Genomic DNA, 17,772 nt, shown 5'->3' on the forward strand with positions numbered 1-17,772 from the left:
TTCTTACCTACTAACTTCTTACCTACTGATTGGAGTTAGAAAAAGTGAGTCGCAACCAATGGTTTGATGAGTGATATCTTCCGCCGTCAATCCCGGAAATTGTTGTGTCTGCAGCTACCACCGGAACCGGGCACATTCTCACCCACAACAAGCATTACATCAGTGCTATTTCCGTAATGATCAAAGGAACACTGCAATATATTGACAGGATCAGATTTAGTCTCAGCCCAAGGGTCACAATCGTCACTTATTGGCATGTGCCATCTAACGACAGCGGTCGCCTTGGGCGGCGGGGTATCCCGGGATATGACGATATCCTGATATCGCGGTAAATCGCCATCGCCACATTTTGTAAATATGGCATTCATATAATGAAGGCCAAGCTTGCTGATGTTTAAGTAATAAGGTGGCATTGAGTCAGTCCCTGGAGAGTATACCCCGTACATGCAAGAGCTGTCTGACCCAGCTTTGAAGGAGTAGGACATGCTATGGTCAGAATCATAGTTTCTTATAAAATAAATATATTGATCCAGTGCGTGAACACTTCCGAACGCGAGCGCAAGAATCGTTGACCCTGCTAGTCTGGAAATCAGCTTCATACTTCTCACCTACTGATGTCAACCAGGCAGACAGGGCATGAGACCTCATACCCTGTTGTCGCCCTAGCGGAAATTATAGCTCTGATTGACTACCAAGCTAATTAACCTGAAGTGATCGTTCTGAACATCAAAAAACCCTTTCAATTTCCTGGAGTTGGAAAAAGTAGGATAACCAATACCTGAAGCTCAGTACCGATTATTTCTTCATAATCTTCCAGCTTCGATGAATACCTTTTCGCCGTTGAAAATCACGGTCAATGGTTTGATGCGTAATTTCTTCCACAAGAAATTCTGACTCAACGCAATCATCCAACCTGAACTTTCGGAAATTATTAGAAAAATAGAGAGTACCACCTTCAGACAGTCTTTTGACTGCCAGTGCAATTAACCGGTAATGGTCTTTTTGAACATCAAAAACCCCTTTTAGCTTCTTGGAGTTGGAAAAAGTAGGGGGATCCATAAAAATCAGCTCATACTCGCTGGTGTCTTTTTCCAGCCATTTCAGGCAATCCTCCCGCTCCAACCGGTGTCGGCGCTCACTCAGGCCGTTCAGGGCCAGATTCTTTTTACCCCAATCCAGGTAAGTGTTAGACAGATCGACACTGGTAGACGACACAGCCCCACCCATGGCGGCATGAACCGTCGCGGTAGCGGTATAACAGAACAGATTAAGGAAGCGCTTGCCTACCGCTTCCTGCTGGAGTCTCATTCGCATCAGGCGATGATCCAGAAACAGGCCGGTATCGAGATAATCATGCAGATTCACCAGTAAACGACATCCGCCCTCTTTGATTTCCATCATCTGTTTCTGTTCGTCCTGCCGGACATACTGACTCGAACCTGATTGCCGCTGGCGTCGTTTCAGGACAATATTTTCATCCGGTATATTGAGCACCTCAGGCGTCACTGCCAGCGCCTCTATTAACCGCTCCTGAGCTTTTTCTTCACTAATGGATTTAGGGGCTGCGTATTCCTGAACATGCACCCAGTCACGATAAACATCGACGGCTACAGCGTATTCCGGCATGTCGGCATCGTAGAGGCGATAGCAGTCAATGTGGTTTTTTCTGGCCCACTTGCTCATCTGCCTGAGATTTTTTTTCAGGCGATTGGCAAACATGGTGGCCCCTTCGGAGATATAGGTAACCGTTCTGGTCTCTGATGAATGGCTTTCCTGCTTTTCTGAAACAGCCTCCCTCGCTTCGCGGCTGCGAATATCATAAAGAAAGAGCTTACAGGGCAGCGCACCGTTAAAGAGTGAATAACTCTTTTTTGGTCCCATTCCGAGATTTTTCACCAAACTGGCTGTACCAGTAAAAATGCCTGCTTCCCAGCCCGGACAATTCTGCTTCAGTTTTTCACCCAGATGTTTGTAGAGATAGACCAGGCTGGCTTCATCCCCCATACGTTCACCGTAGGGTGGATTACAAACCACCAACCCGGTGTCTACGTCAGAATCCATGGCCAGATCCTTGAGTTCCTGCTGTCGTATCTTAACCCTTCTGGCCAGCCCGACCCTTTCAAGGTTGGATTGGGCACGACGGGCAACAGAACCCAGGCCTTCAAAGCCAATAATGTCCGAGTTCATGGCAGCCAGCCCCTGTTGACGACGCTCTCTGGCTTCCTCCAGCACGCTCATCCATACCTTTGGCACATGCCCTATCCAGCGATCAAAGCCAAAGCGGGCCCGAAGCAGGCCGGGGGCAATGTCCGCCGCCATCATGGCCCCTTCGATCAACAGCGTGCCAGCACCGCACATGGGGTCCATTAAGGGTTTACCCCGAGCCGCCATTTCAGGCCAGCCCGCTCTTATCAGAATGGCGGCCGCCAGATTTTCCTTCAGAGGCGCTTCACCGGATTCCTGACGATAACCCCGCTGATGCAAACTCTGACCTGACAGGTCAATGGATACAAAAGCAGTTTTTCCCCTGGCATGAACATTGATTCGTATATCGGGGTTAGAGGCGCTCACGGACGGTCGCCAGCCATGCTCATCTCTTAACTGATCAACGATGGCGTCTTTAACGACCTGGGCACCGAATCGGGTGTGATTAATATCGGGCGTGGAACCGGTGAAATCGACCCGGAAGCTGCCCTGACGGTCGAGATGATCATCCCATTCAAAGGTTCTGACACCCTGATAAAGATCGTCTTTGTTCTCGGATCGAATCTCACCCAGCCGTAGCAGAATCCGGCTTGCCAGCCTCGACCAGAGACAACTGCGATAAGCCACTTCAAGACGACCCTTGAAGCTCACTCCAGCGACAGTTTCCTGAACCGATTCTGCACCCAAATCCTTTAACTCCCGGGCCAGCAATATTTCCAGCCCCTTGGGGCAGCTGGCAAAGAGTTCCAGAGAACGCTCAGCAAGAGGCGTATTCATAACCTATATTCCAATATCATTTAAAAACCCAATAATTAATTAAGATTGATTTCTCGACAGCCTGATCAAACTTGGTTAGAACTTAAAACGTAGACTCTCCCTGTATGTTGGCTCTCTGGTTTTTTCCCTGCCCTCTGTTTAGCGATAACTTTAGCGATAACAGGGGCACCCGGAGCGGTAACAACGAACCGGATCAGGGAATCTTCCAAGTGCTGTAACAGGGTGCCAGGGAGGCGTTGGTAAACGAATCAGCAAGAGGCAGTACCACATGATGAAAAGACAAAAAAGGGATATGACAGACAGAGCCTTTACCAAAGGATATCAGACAGGTGCGTCTGGACGTTCGAAGGATATCTGCCCACATACGGAACCCCAACTTCGTCAGGCCTGGCTATCGGGCTGGCGGGAAGGTCGCGTAGACAACTGGGACGGCCTGATTGGCATTTCTGGCCTGCAACGGGCCAATAATGCTTCCTTTCTCTGAGTCGTCCTATTGTTAAAGCCTATAAGCCCCGGATTTCCGGGGCTTCTTTCATTGAGAACTTTCTTAACCGTGATCGCAAGAGTAAACGGCCTCTGCCGCTTCACGAATCAAGGAAGGCCCCTTGTAAATAAAGCCTGAATACAACTGAACCAGGCTGGCCCCGGCCCTGATCTTGTCTGCTGCGGTTCTGGCATCCATTACTCCACCCACACCAATAATGGGCAGCTTTCCGGAAAGTTCGGAAGACAACAGCTTGATGACTTCAGTCGAGCGGTCACTTAACGGCGCACCACTGAGTCCGCCCTGCTCATCGGCATTAGGCAAACCCTCAACAGCATCCCTTGACAGCGTGGTGTTGGTCGCAATCACTCCATCCATCTCGCAGGCAGCCAGTTCACGGGCGATATCAGCAATTTCAACTTCATCTATATCCGGTGCAATCTTGATGGCCACCGGTACCCTGCGACCGAACTTTTCGGTCAATAAAGCCTGTTCTTTCTTCAAGGCGTCCAGCAGACTCTTCAGGGCATCACCAAACTGCAATTTACGCAGCCCCGGAGTATTAGGGGATGAGAGATTGACTGTGATGTAGCTGGCATGAGGGTACACTTTTCGCAGGCACGTCAGGTAATCACTTTCAGCGTCTTCCACAGGCGTATCAAAGTTTTTGCCAATGTTAATGCCAATAATGCCCTGATAATTGCACTTGCGGACATTCTCAACCAGATGATCAACCCCTTTGTTGTTGAACCCCATACGGTTAATCAACGCCTGACGCTCTGGAATACGGAAGGAGCGGGGTTTCGGATTGCCCGGTTGAGGACGGGGAGTCACGGTACCCAGTTCAATATGACCAAAACCCAGGCTGCCAAGGCCATCGATAAAGTCTGCATTTTTATCAAGACCCGCGGCCAGACCCACGGGGTTTTCAAAAGTCAGCCCCATAACTTCCCTGGGACGGGAAGGCACAGATGGCACAAAAGCATGGGTTAGGCCAAGCCGCTGACCCGCCCCTATCATCTCTAATGCTACGTCGTGTGCATTTTCAGCAGAGAGACAAAATAACAACTTTCGGCCCAGTTGATACATGAAAAGTCCCGGATAATTTAGATAAACCCGCGAAATTATACGCAGCTTCGTCTTGAAAACCAGTGCTGCACCGGGTTTTTTATAACTTTCGACGTTATCTTCTTAACCAGACGGTCAGTGATTCTGACCAAAAAGAGAATCTCCGACCATTCAGGGTGTCTTAAACAACAGAGGATCCTAATACCCGATATTGGCAGGAGGTCAGGAATGTCAGAAGCACTGATGGGAAGCCTTCCCACAAGCAGCCACTTTACAGGCAATCCACACGCCGGCCTGAATCCCGTGCAAAGCCCTCTGGAAGATGCGTCCACACACTTGCCCTGTGAAAAGACCAGAAGCCACTCTGTACCTTTATCAAAACCTCTCTCGGACCATCAGGTCACCCCGTCTTCAGCCTCGGTACTTGTTGGTAAAACCCCCATCTCTGTCCCTGCTCCCGATGACGAGGATGATATTTTTGAGGATGCCCAGGATAACCCGGACTGGATACAGGATTACGATGCCAGACTGGCGGCAAAGGATCACTGGTGCTTTTCAGCCTGCGACAGGGACACCCTGATTCATGAGTATTCCGATTTGCTGGACAGGTTCAGGCAGGAAGGCATGGACGCAGACATTATCTCCATGATGCACCCTTTTGGCATTCTCGAACGGATTCTGGATGAGTGCCCGCAAAGCGGTTTTGCCCTGTTACAACAAAGATTGCTGGCACTGGCCAGCGACGTAGAAAAAAACTGGTGGGGCATCACCTCCAGCAAACCGGAAGCCAGAAAACAGCTGGAGGCTTTATTCAGCCTGTTGGCCGCTCATGATTACAAGGCCCTGCTTGATGAGTTGCTTAAATTTGAAACCCGGCATGGCAAAACACCTTTCTACCAAGTGCTGCAAGAGTGCTTCGTACAGAACACAATGACCGATCCCTTCAAACCCAAAAATGCCGGAGCCAACCCGTCTGTCGGGACGTTGAAAAAAATGAACGCCCAAAAAGCTCTGGAAGGGCTCTATTTTCCAGCACCCGATGACTGGAATAACCGCTCAGAGTTAACCGGAACAATGATTCGGAAAACACCGCAAATCGTCCACAAACTACTGCTGGATCGCTGCTGCTCGGATATCCATGAAGCTCGAAAAAAGATGCACAGTGGGCAATCGCAAAGTCGTCAGCACCTGCAAATGTTATCGGACCGTCTCAAGTGTCTTGCCCAGATGCCCGGCACGCCAGAAAACCTGACGGACTTCATTGAACATCCTGAATATCAAGAGGTCCGGGACTTTCTGGAAATGGAATGCCAGAAGCTCTACTTCAATCTGCGCTATCAACATTTAATGTCAACAGAGTTATCGAAGCTCTCTATCAACGAGCTTAATCAGGCAGAGCAGCAGGTTGGCGATATGCTGCTTATAGAAGGGCATCAACAAATGTCGGCAGATGTCTCAGCTGACATGCTGCAACCGTTAAAACACTTCCATCATGCCATTCAACTGGTTCGTTTTATGAAACTGGAACTGGAAGCGCCTCTTTCAGAAAGAACTTTTATGCTCAAGCCTCCCGCCACCCGGCATCTCATGGAAAAGCTGAGTAACTGCAAGCAACAGTCAGATACAGAAATGAAGCTGTATCACGCTATCAAACAATACAGTGATCACTTGCAGGCTTATCATAAAAACCCAAGTTACTCATCCATAGTCGCTTACCAGCAAAAACATCACGACCTGCGACTGGCTCAGGAAGAACAGCTGATGGCAGAGACCAGAGCTTTGATAGAACACCCTGAAATACCGCCCGTCATGAGTGCCGGTGATTATCAGGAAAACCTGCAACTGCTGAAAGCCATGGATCGGGCATTACAGGAAACAGCCCCGGTCAGACCCGTCCATTCAGGCACAGAGGCTATCATGGCAGTGGGACATCAAATCGTCTGGCCCCACAGAAAATCACTTGATAGCAAACTGGTCGAACTTCAGCACCTTAAAGACCTGAAAGCCGTAGGTTACTCATTCAGGGAAGAGCTTCTGAAAACCTGCGTGGCCATTCCCGGCTCCAGCATTGATCTCCTTGACCGGGTGTCCAACATTGTCCAGCCAACCGCGACCACCGTTCAGAACTGGTACAGCGGTAAAGGCAGTGCCTGGAGTGTACTGACCGGGGTAAATGGCAGTTACGCAGAGTTGGAAAAACAGGCCTGTGAGACACTTTCGGGGGTACTGGCAATGGCCCAAAGCCACCCACATCTGTTCCGACGCCTGGTCGGCGACTCTGCCCAGACTATTGAGCAGTTAAAAATCCTGGTGGGAGCCGAATCAGGGCTGGTTTCACAACTTCAGGCAAGGCTGTCGGCTGAATCAGCCGCCTCATACTTCGCTGGTGATGCAGGTGATAAAGCCGTTAATGACACATTCGACCACACCAACAGCTATGCAAAACACCCTGAACAGGCGGCGTTGTTAAAACAGTTCCAGTTTCTGCTACAGGTTTCTGACCTGGCTCTGAAAGGCTCTGTCGCCCTGAACTTCTTTGCCGATCTGTCCAATCATACGGCAGGTTCCAGACTGGGTAATGTCATCGGACTGACTACCGGCGCACTGATTGCCGGACCCGCAGGTGCCGTATTGGGCTGGACGACTGGCGGATGGGCTGGCGCGGTGGCTACGGCAACCGTTCATGCCACCGGAGCCATTGCCATCCGTGAAGGCGTCAATCAACTGGATGGTCGTCAGGTTCGAACCCTGAATCAGTTAATCAACTATGGACCGACCTTTGCCAACGCAACCAGCCCCATGGATGAGCTGGCGCTGATTGCCAGGGGCGTTGCTAAACAGGAAGGTCTGGCCAGAAGCGTCTTTAACGCCTGCTACAACCCCTTTCATTTGCGCTACAACCGATTGGCAGAAGCGATTCATGCCTACCACAACAGGGAGGCGGGAGCCTTTAGCCGGCTGGCCACTGAAGGTGCCAAATGCCTGATGGTTCTGGGAGGTTCAGTCGCCACCGGAGCCCTGGTAGCCGGTGGCACTCTCTACGGGGGCTTACTGACTGTGGCATTATGGCCCATAGCCACCGCCAGCTTCGAATTGATGGTCACAACACTGGCTGCCGGCAATGTTCTCAGTCGACTCTTTAACTCTTGGGATCATGTCGAGACCCTGATGTGTTCGGCCAATGACGGTTATCACTATTATCAGATGCTGCTGCCGGAAGGCTCCGATGAAAGAGCCCGGATTGAAGCCCATTGCATGGAATCATCAAGACAGATGATGGCTAAAATGACCGCCCAGAGCCCTTTCAGGCAATACCTGCGGGAAACCATCACCGCCGAAGTGGCCAATACCCACTGGGACGCATGGCGTGACGCTGAAGAGAACAAACATCTGGTTGATACCGTTAACACCGGCGTGGAAAAAGAAGTCAGTGAATTGGCTGAAGCCAGAAAAGAGCTGGCAGAAAACATTCTGAAACACCAGAAAGCCCTGATGATCTTCCAGAGCTATAAAGACCAGGCCGGTACTCTGGCCAAAGACACCAAAGCCTTTAACACATTCAAGAGCAAACTCAGGGAAGTGGGGCTTAACCCGCCAGAAATCAGCCGTGGCATTGGCTATTACATTCAGGATCAGTTACTGGAGATTCCTCTGGCCATCCATCGTCATTGTGGTACTCCCAACCCTGGCATCACCCGGCTGGCTATTGAGAAAACTCTGGAGGATACTTTGAGACAGACGATCAGGGGCCACTATTTGCTGAAAATGGCCACTCTGGGGCGACCCATCAAAAGCGTTTTAGACGAGGATGGTCGTGTTTCACTCCAACCTCTCAGTCGTGATGACCTGCAGATCATCAAAAACCGTGTGATGAGTCAGTTGCACAACTATCTGGAGAAGGAAATTTCATCAGCGGCGCTTGAGCGGCTGCAACTGGCAGTTAATACAGCAGCAAAAAGTGTTGAGGAGGACTTTGGCAAGGGTCAAAAGGTGAACCTTAAGCAAATGAGCACAGCCATGGCCAACCGGCTGGAAGATCAGGGTCGAGCCATGGAAGACGTTGAAAGACTCAGGGTTGCCCGTTTCCGACAGCAACTGAAAGAGAACCCTGATTTTCAGAATATGACCGAAGAAGAGCAGGCTTTGATTATTGATCAAGCCGTTATTGCTCTGCCTGGGGAATAGAATCGTGCCTTCACCTCCTCAGAAGCACTCTGCCTCGCCCAACAATGTATTCAGCCGTTCTCTTGTGTTTGGCTTCGAGCTCTGCCTGATGTAAAGCCGGATCAAATGAATCGGTCTCTTTGGCCGTTTTTTGGGTGAAGTTCTGCAAATGCAGAATATGTTCCCTTGCGCCAGTCAGTCCACTGGCAGTCATAAAATGAGGGCTGACTGCAGCGTCACCTGCTGCCGTCACTACCAAATTATGTCCGTGGGCTTGCTTAGTAATAACATTTTTATCAGTCCGGTTCTGTTCCACTGGAAAGGCCGAAACAAACTTTTGATTGATTTTGTCCGATGTGGCTCCCAATGAATCGGGTTGATCGATTCCATAATAATGAGCGACCGCCTGAAACCAGGCTTTGTGAACCAGCTTGAGGCTCTCTTTGGCTTTTTTCTTAGCCCGTTTATTAGCCTCTTCCAGGTTGATGGCATCCGATCCAAACATCAGGCTGGCCAATACCTTCTGCCTGATTTTTGCTTCCAGTTTTTTACAATAACGATCAAAGGGCTCTGGCAACTCCATACCAATATAAACCAGATTCTTGTTCTCAAAACAGCGGGTCTGCACACCTTTATCCCGCGTCAGGCGCTCTAACTTTGCCAGATCTCTGGAGATAACAGCGCTCTTTATCGCGTCATCAATTGCATCATCAATTGCGTCATCAGGCTCTTGTAAAAACAACAGCTCTTCCTGAAGCTGCTTCCTGAAATGCTGATGAAAACCTTTATTGAAAACCACCATCTCCCTGAAATCCTGAAAGGTGTTCAGCCCCTGGTTAGGTAACTCCTCACCTTTCTTGCCTTCCCAGCTGCAGACACCATAGGGCTTCTCAGGGGTGACCGTATAAGTCCTCATATATTTTTTTCGCAAACTGCTATTATTACCGCCAGCACAAATAAGCATATCCACAGGCCGGTGCTTTACCGACTCCTCAGGAGTTTTATGCTCTGCTTTTCCCTGTCCCGCAACATCATAAGCAGGATTGTAACGAGCTCTGATCTTGTAGCCCTCTACTCCCGGCTCAATCTCTTCAAGCTCAAAAGCAGCCATTCTTTCCAGACTCGGTGGCTCGTCAGTATCACTGGTTTGATGATAATTCCTGGCCATCAACTCGGTCAGTCGATCATGTAATGCTTCTTCCAGACGATGTATCACTATCTCGCCAAAGCCGTCGGGACGAACAACGCCCTTACCTTCCTCGCCTTCTCCAAAAAGCTCGTAGTAGTGCTCACCGAGATAAAACTTCAGCATACCCATCCATTTGGGGTCCAGCCGAACCACCTGAACCCTGTCGTATTCAGTGCTTCTCTTCTCAAAGACGGAAACATTGGCACCGACCTCGAACTGTGACAAGGCCAGGGTCAGCCCCGTGGGACCTGCCCCTTCGATAGCTACCCGGGGGTGATTTTTGGCATCATCGTGCTGCTTAATCAGCCAGTCGAGCTGGGCCAGATCAATCTCCTGCCCTCTTAAAGTCCCGACTTCCTGAATCTTTAACAGCTTGTTGAGATAACCCTGTTCACCACGCCAATGTTCAGGCAGCGAGAGCATGTTGAGATCCCAGCGTCTACCTGCCGTCAATTGGATATCAAGCAATACACGTCGTGACTCTGCTATCAGCTGCCCTTCTTCTTTGGTCAACTCTTCGCCGGCTTTCAGGCGTTCTCTGATGGTATCTACATCTAACTGAGTGACTTCAGCACTCAGTCGATCCAGTTCAACTCTCACCTGAGCCATATCCTGATCTAACTGCCTCTTCAGCCGACCATCTGCTCTGGCAAGATCGTATAGTGCTGCCAGTGTCGGATTGCCGCTAATGGCTTGAAGAAAACGGTAGCTTTTTGCTTGTACCAAATCTCTTGGATGGCCGGTGAAGGAAGGCTCTGGGCGGGTGACATTAAACGATATCTGAGCCAATAGTTTGCTAAGGGGGCTGTAACGGTATCTACTGGGAAAGTCATGCCAGCTTGATATTAGCTCGCTGTATTCATCCTGCGACAAGCGTTCTGGGAAAGAATGAACAATTTCCTGAATCACGTCATTGACCAGATCCTCATAACCACCTGGTTGACGAGTGTCGTTAAAATGCTTTTCCAGCTGCCAAATATCCCGATGCAATCTGCTACTTTCCGGTATTCGTTCAGGAGCGAGCAGCAACGTTGTGTAGTAGCCTTTAATCGCCTCACGGGTGTCGTATAGAGATACCGCTGGAATGCTTTTAGTCAGCCTCGGAAAGGCTTTCATACCCTGTTCCGCCTCACTGAGCATCGTTTGCATGGACTCAGAATCGGGAACAGGATTAAGCACTTTACCTCTTATCCCTTGCCTTTCCGAACGGCTGAAACCGGGAATAATCCCGCTAGCCACATCACCTACCAATCGTCTTACGACCTGTTTATCCAGCTTTCTGTCGCTAAGAGCCTGTAACACCTGGTCATGCAACAAAACCTCTGCTTCACGCTCCCGGGCCCTTTGTTCTCTTGCACTGCGGGTGGGAGAAAGAAAGGCAATCAGCCTTCTGAGGAAGTTCCCACGGGGTTCGACACGGATCACCTTCCTGCCCCTGAAAGTAGCCGAAGCATCCTGCCCTGCTGTCCCAGAATCATTAATCACTTCAAGCCGACAGGCTTTTCCTTTTTTGCGAAACGTCTCGAGCTTTGAAATATTCTCCATTAAATCAGCGAACTGAAGACTCGTCCCTGTTGGCTTATCTTCGTTTCCAATACTCATAGCTACAGGCCTCCCTGCCTGAACCATTCACCCTATACGACAATGGAAAAACATTCTCGCTCAGGCTGTTAGCGGCTGGTAGCCTGGGCCAGCCCCATCAGCTCCCGGTTGGCGACAGTAAACATCACCATTTCGTGCACACTGGCATTACGAATTTCAGATAACATTGTCTGCCAGCGAGCTACCAGCCCCTGGTGCTGCACCATCCACTCATCCAGCTTCAGAGTAAGGTCTTCCTCTTCACTGCCGGTATTGAGCAATGCAACTGTCAAAGCAATCTGCTGCCAGGTCAATTCGTCACGAATACTGTTACGGGCTAATGACTGCCAATGATTGGTAATCTCTATGTTGCCCAACTGTGCGCTGTACCAGTTCAGCTCCAGCCGCTCACCCACTGCAAAGTAAGTCCGGGCGACCTTTTCTATGGGTTGCCCGGTCTGGTCGGCGGCCTGAATAATTGACAGGGCACTCAACAGGTGTCTCAGGCCACAAACGACTTTGGCCAGATTTTTTGGCACCTGATGACTGATCATCTCAGCCATTTTGCTATCCAGCTCTTCTCGCTCGGACTCACTGAGGTATTCAGTGAACGACTCGACAAAGCTACTGACCAGTGGGCCAAAATGTTCAATACACTCTGCTGCTACCAGGTCCTGACGTTTGAGCCGGATAAACCAGCGGCTGGCACGACGGGTCAGTTTGATCAACGACACCATCATTTGTTGCTGCACACTGCTGGGAATCTGGTTATCCATACTTTCGATGGCCTGCCAGTAATCAGAAATACCGAAGACCTCCCGACTGACCATAAAGGCCCGGGCAATCTCCGCCGCACTGGCACCGGTGGTCTGATGAAGCCTGAGCACATGAGTGATCCCCATCATGTCAATCATATGATTGGCTGTCTGGGTGGCTACAATTTCCCTTCTCAGACGGTGTTGATCAATTTGCTCTGAAAACTTTTCTACCAGAGTATCAGGGAAAGAGGTATGCAATTCACGGGTCATATAAGGCTCATCAATAACATCCGAGCTGATCAATGCTTCCTTGAGGTCTGCTTTACTGTATGAGATCAGCAACGACAATTCCGGACGGGTTAACCCCTGACCCGCTGCCAACCGTTCTGCAAGGCCTTCATTATCGGGCAGGAACTCAATAGACCGGTCGAGTTTGCCTTCCCCTTCCAGGTACTCCATGAAACGCCGGTATTCATCCATGCGATTACGGACTTCCAGTTCTGCCAGGGAAAGCGCCTGAGTCTGGCGATAGTTATTGGAAAGAACCAGCCTGGAAACATCGTCGGTCATGCGTTCCAGTAAGGCATTGCGCTGTTTCACGGTCATATCACCACTGGCGACAATATCGTTGAGAAGAATCTTGATATTGACTTCATGGTCAGAGCAGTCAACCCCGCCAGAATTATCAATAAAGTCGGTATTCAGTGCGCCACCCTGCAGGGAATACTCAACCCGTCCCAACTGACTGAGCCCCAGGTTACCACCTTCACCCACCACTTTGGCCCTGAGTTCACAGCCGTTAATACGCAGTGGGTCATTGGCCTTGTCACCGACATCGGCATGAGTTTCATTAATGGCTTTCACATAGGTGCCAATACCACCATTCCAGATCAAATCGACGGGAGCCCTTAACAGCGAACGAATCAATTCATTAGGCGTCATTCGGCCTGCTTTGATATCAAAGCGCTCCTTCATTTCGTTTGATATCGTTACCGACTTGGCGTTGCGAGAGAAGATCCCACCGCCCTTGGAAATCAGCGACTTGTCATAATCCTGCCAGCTGGAACGGGGAAGATTAAATAACCTCAGTCGTTCAAGATAACTGCGTTTTACATCAGGGTTTGGATCCACGAATATATGTTGATGGTTAAAGGCAGCAACCATTTCCAACGTTTCAGAAGAGAGCATACCATTGCCAAAAACATCCCCGGACATATCTCCGACGCCAATGACCGAGATGGGATCTTCCTGAACATTCACTCCCCGCTCACGGAAATGACGCTGTACCGAAACCCAAGCCCCTTTGGCGGTGATACCCATTTTCTTATGGTCGTAACCGACACTGCCACCGGAGGCAAAAGCATCGCCCAACCAGAAGTCGTATTCGTGAGCAATCTCATTGGCAACGTCTGAGAAAGTAGCGGTTCCCTTATCAGCTGCCACTACCAGGTAAGTATCATCATCGTCATAAAATACGACAGACTTCGGATGGATAACATCGGATTCAGAAAGATTATCAGTGATATCCAACAACGCACGAATAAATGTCTGATAACAGGCCACCCCTTCTTCCATGATGGCTTCCCGATGACCATCCACCGGCAGCTGCTTGGCAACAAAACCTCCTTTGGCACCCACCGGAACAATCAGGGCATTCTTGACCTGCTGAGCCTTGACCAGACCCAGAACCTCAGTCCGGTAATCTTCCACCCGGTCAGACCAGCGCAGTCCTCCCCGTGCCACTTTGCCGCCCCGGAGATGGATACCTTCTACCCTGGGCGAGTAAACAAAAATTTCGTAAAGTGGCACCGGTTTTGGAATGTCAGGAATTTCTCGTGGTGACAACTTATAAGAAATATACGGCTTTGTATTACCATCAGAATCAAGCTGGTAGAAATTGGTTCTCAGGGTGGCCATGATCACACTCTGAAAACGGCGAACAATCTGGTCTTCAGTAAGCACCGTCACCTGATCCAGAGCCTCAAGGATCGCTTGCTGAATCTGCTGCTGTCGTCCAAGCCTTTGGGAGTTGGACAGAGACAACTCAGGGTTAAAGCGGGTTTCGAACAACGCCACCAGCATGCGGGTAATTTCTATATTGTTGCATAAGGTTTCGGCAATATAAGTTTGACTGAACCCCATCCGAATCTGTTTGATATACCGGGAGTAGGATCGCAGCATGGCTACCTGACGCCAGCTCATACCACAGGCCAGCACCAGCAGATTAAACCGGTCATTCTCAGCTTCCCCGAACCAGACCTTTTCAAATGCCTCCTTGAAGGTCTTGTCAACTTTCTGGATATCCATCGACTTTTGTGGGTCATAGCACAGCAGAAAGTCATGAATCCAGATGAGCTGACCATCGCTCTTGCGAATCAGGTAGGGATACTCAGCCAGCACCCTCAGCCCCAGGTTCTCAATAATCGGGATCTGGTCAGCCAGTGGCAATGGTTCGATATAGTGATACAGCTTGAAGTGAATACGGCCAGGCTCATCATCCAGGGAACGGTAGAATCCCATGGACAGTGATGACTTTTCATTGATGCGCTCAAAGTGTTCAACATCAACAACCGCTGACTCTGGCGAAAATGCCTCCTTGTAACCGGCAGAAAATCCTGAGGCATATCTGGCAACCAAGTGATTGCCCTTGGCTTCGCCATTGGATTCCAGAAGCGCTGAACGAAACTCATCAATCCAGGAGCGGGTGGCCAGGGTCAGCTCATCATTGATCGCCTCCAGGTCATACTCAATTCGCCCACGCAGCTTGAATATAAAATGCACCCTGGCCAGAACAGACTCGGAAAAATACGTAGTGAACTCCGAGTCAACCGCACAGAGCCGCTGGCAGAGAATCTCTTCCATCTTGAGACGCAGGCTGGTGCTGTAGACATCTCGGGGGACAAACACCAGTGCTGAACAAAAAGTGCCATAAGGATCCTGACGGATATAAATCCGGATCTTCTTGCGCTCCTGAATCCTGAGGATGGACATTGCCGTGGTGAACAGCTGCTCTCTGGGTGTCTGAAACAGTTCATCACGGGGAAAAACTTCCAGAACCTGTTCCAGATCCTTGCCATGATGACTTTTGGGATCCAGCTCGGAACGCTCAATCACTTCCCGGGCCTTATGATTGATATAAGGTATTGAGAAAGGGCTCTGACGATAAACCGGAGAGGTATACAGACCCACAATTCTGGTCTCACCCACCACCGAGCCGTCCTTGGCAAATTGTCTTACGGTGATGAAGTCAGGATAAGCAGGACGATGAACACTGGATCGAACAGCCGCCTTGGAGAAGGAAAGCCAGTCTTTCTGCTCAAAAAAGTCTTTTTCTATAAAAGGCTCCAGTTCGTGCTGGCCAATTTCGCCTTTGTGAGTGGTTCTCAACAGTCCCAGCAGTGAATCGGAGGGACGAATAATCTGTCGCCGACCTTCATTTTCCACCACTTTGAGCTCTTCATAGCCAAGAAACGTAAAGTTGTTGTCCAGCAGCCAGCTCAGAAACTCCTTAACCTGCTCAGCCTGCCCTCCTACCATGGTACTGGCCAAGTGCTCGACACGGCTGTACATAAGTCGGTAGTCTTCGACTACCCTGGCCACATCGGCCATCACCGCAGCCACCTGATCGGTAATGATATCCAGCTCCTCTTCATTGTCCTGACGATCAATCTCTACGTAGATGACCGCTTCCCTGTGAACCGTTGCCTCAGCGTCCTTATCGAACACCAGGTTAAACTGGCTGTCCCTGCGGTTATGAATAACGGTATTGCGCAGGTTGTGGACGGTCAGCCCACGCTCATTCAATTTGATTCTCAGGGAGTCCACCAGGAAAGGCATATCCCGGTGAATCAAGCGAAGTATGGTATGGGTCGAATGCCAGCCATGGTGAGGGTAATCCGGATTCAATACCTCTATTTCCGGACGCTCAGGATCGTGATACTGAATAAACTTCCAAAACGAGAGGGTAGAGCCTATCAGGTCCCGACGCTTGCACTTGCTTAACTCACGACGGGTGTCCATGGAGTAATACTGGTAAGCAAACTCACGAAAAGCTTCTTTCTGCTGCTCGGGTATCTGGTTACTTAACTCCTCAACAATTTTGTCTAAATACTGCTTTCGTTCCAAAATCTCTTGATGGCCCATGCTGGCATCTCCGGATAATAAATGTATTGCCAGGAACCGTTGACATCCTTGTCAGCCTTGAATTGACCCTGTCAACAGCGTCTGATTAAAAGTTAATCCTGTGATTTGTCGACCTGATTAACAACTTATCGACCTTTTTGTTCTTATAAAAGCACTTGCAGCCTGTCTGTCTAGAAATTGAAAAGAAGCTGAATAGCTTCCCTCAAATTACTAGACCTGAGCGCACACTGAACCTATATTACAAGGTCTCTAATTGAACTATAGGTAAAGGCCTTGGGCTTTGCCCAACGGGACTTCCATCATAAAAATAAATGATTAAGGTACCTATTTGCGCTGTTCGACTACAATAACGAACTCACATAACCACAGGCAGCTGTCAGACCTATTGGTGGTTCAGCTGTCAGAAGCTATCCGGGATTCAAGATTTTATGTCTAACAATTCAGTACTGAATGAACTCAGACAATACCTCTGTAGCTGTATTATCGGGCAGGAGCACCTGGTTGACCGTTTATTAATTACCCTGCTGGCTGATGGACATCTGTTGGTTGAAGGAGCTCCCGGTCTGGCAAAAACCCGGGCTGTTAAAGCTCTGGCCGATGGTCTGGAGGCTGGTTTCCACCGTATTCAATTCACGCCGGACCTGCTGCCCGCAGACGTCACCGGTACCGATATTTATAGCCCCGAAGACGGCAGTTTCCGTTTCCAGCCTGGACCTATCTTCCAGAACCTGGTGTTGGCCGATGAGATCAACCGCTCGCCTGCCAAAGTTCAGTCCGCTTTGCTGGAAGCCATGGCTGAACGACAGGTCAGCGTGGGTCGAAAAACCTACCCACTCCCGAAAGTGTTTATGGTTATGGCCACCCAGAACCCTATTGAGCAGGAAGGCACTTACCCTCTGCCGGAAGCTCAGCTGGACCGTTTCCTGATGCACGTTCGGGTCAGTTACCCTGATGTAGAAGCCGAGCGCCAGATTCTCACACTCGCCCGTGGCGAAGCCATGAAACAGCCTCCGGTAAAACCGGTGACGCCCCTGACCCAGGCAAACGTTTTGGCTGCAAGACAGGAAGCACTGGCGGTTCATATGGAACCTGTGGTTGAGGAATACATCGTTCAACTGATCAATGGCACCCGCCACCCGGCCCTCTACAATGATCGTCTGAGTGAATATCTGGATTACGGTGCCAGCCCCCGGGGTACGATTGCCCTGGATCGATGCGCTCGCGCCAGAGCCTGGCTCAGCGGCAAAGACTTTGTCAGCCCCGATGACGTTCAGGCGGTTGCTCACGACGTCCTTCGTCATCGGCTGTTGCTGACTTTTGAAGCCGAAGCCGAAGGAAAAGATGCTGATCAGGTTATTGATCAGTTGCTGAATCTGGTTCCCGTTGCCTGAGCCAGGAGCAAA

At 50.0% G+C, this 17,772-nt stretch carries 8 protein-coding genes; 3 read left to right on the top strand and 5 right to left on the bottom strand.

The genetic code is table 11. The annotated features are described in order from the left end of the window. Positions 1–86: 86 nt before the first annotated feature. On the bottom strand, positions 87–413 hold the full coding sequence (locus tag K7B67_RS12745) for a hypothetical protein (RefSeq protein ID WP_252176250.1): 327 nt from the start codon (positions 411–413) through the stop codon (positions 87–89). 382 nt (positions 414–795) lie between these two features. After that, positions 796–2,982, bottom strand: coding sequence for a bifunctional 23S rRNA (guanine(2069)-N(7))-methyltransferase RlmK/23S rRNA (guanine(2445)-N(2))-methyltransferase RlmL (gene rlmKL, locus K7B67_RS12750; RefSeq protein WP_252176251.1), 2,187 nt, complete (start codon positions 2,980–2,982; stop codon positions 796–798). A gap of 271 nt (positions 2,983–3,253) precedes the next feature. Here rlmKL and rmf point away from each other — a divergent pair, with 271 nt between their 5' ends. Further along, positions 3,254–3,466, top strand: coding sequence for a ribosome modulation factor (rmf, locus tag K7B67_RS12755; RefSeq protein WP_252180574.1), 213 nt, complete (start codon positions 3,254–3,256; stop codon positions 3,464–3,466). A gap of 63 nt (positions 3,467–3,529) precedes the next feature. Here the strand turns inward: rmf and K7B67_RS12760 are convergent, their stop codons facing one another. Next, a complete protein-coding gene (locus tag K7B67_RS12760; protein WP_252176252.1) occupies positions 3,530–4,555 on the bottom strand; it encodes a quinone-dependent dihydroorotate dehydrogenase in 1,026 nt (341 codons plus the stop codon). A gap of 207 nt (positions 4,556–4,762) precedes the next feature. On the opposite strand from K7B67_RS12760, the gene K7B67_RS12765 reads away from it, so the two are divergent. Beyond that, entirely contained in the window at positions 4,763–8,719 is a 3,957-nt protein-coding gene (locus K7B67_RS12765) for a hypothetical protein (protein ID WP_252176253.1), read from the top strand. A gap of 10 nt (positions 8,720–8,729) precedes the next feature. On the opposite strand, the gene K7B67_RS12770 is transcribed toward K7B67_RS12765, so the two are convergent. Beyond that, positions 8,730–11,489 (bottom strand): hypothetical protein, encoded by a 2,760-nt coding sequence (locus tag K7B67_RS12770; RefSeq protein ID WP_252176254.1) that lies wholly within the window; start codon positions 11,487–11,489, stop codon positions 8,730–8,732. Between the two features lie 68 nt (positions 11,490–11,557). Beyond that, complete coding sequence (locus K7B67_RS12775) at positions 11,558–16,369, bottom strand: NAD-glutamate dehydrogenase (RefSeq protein WP_252176255.1); 4,812 nt, start codon at positions 16,367–16,369, stop codon at positions 11,558–11,560. Positions 16,370–16,797: 428 nt separating this feature from the next. On the opposite strand from K7B67_RS12775, the gene K7B67_RS12780 reads away from it, so the two are divergent. Further along, positions 16,798–17,760 (top strand): MoxR family ATPase, encoded by a 963-nt coding sequence (locus K7B67_RS12780; protein WP_252176256.1) that lies wholly within the window; start codon positions 16,798–16,800, stop codon positions 17,758–17,760. Positions 17,761–17,772: the final 12 nt, after the last annotated feature.

Origin of the sequence: Endozoicomonas sp. 4G, from assembly GCF_023822025.1 — a bacterium.
Taxonomy (GTDB): domain Bacteria; phylum Pseudomonadota; class Gammaproteobacteria; order Pseudomonadales; family Endozoicomonadaceae; genus Endozoicomonas_A.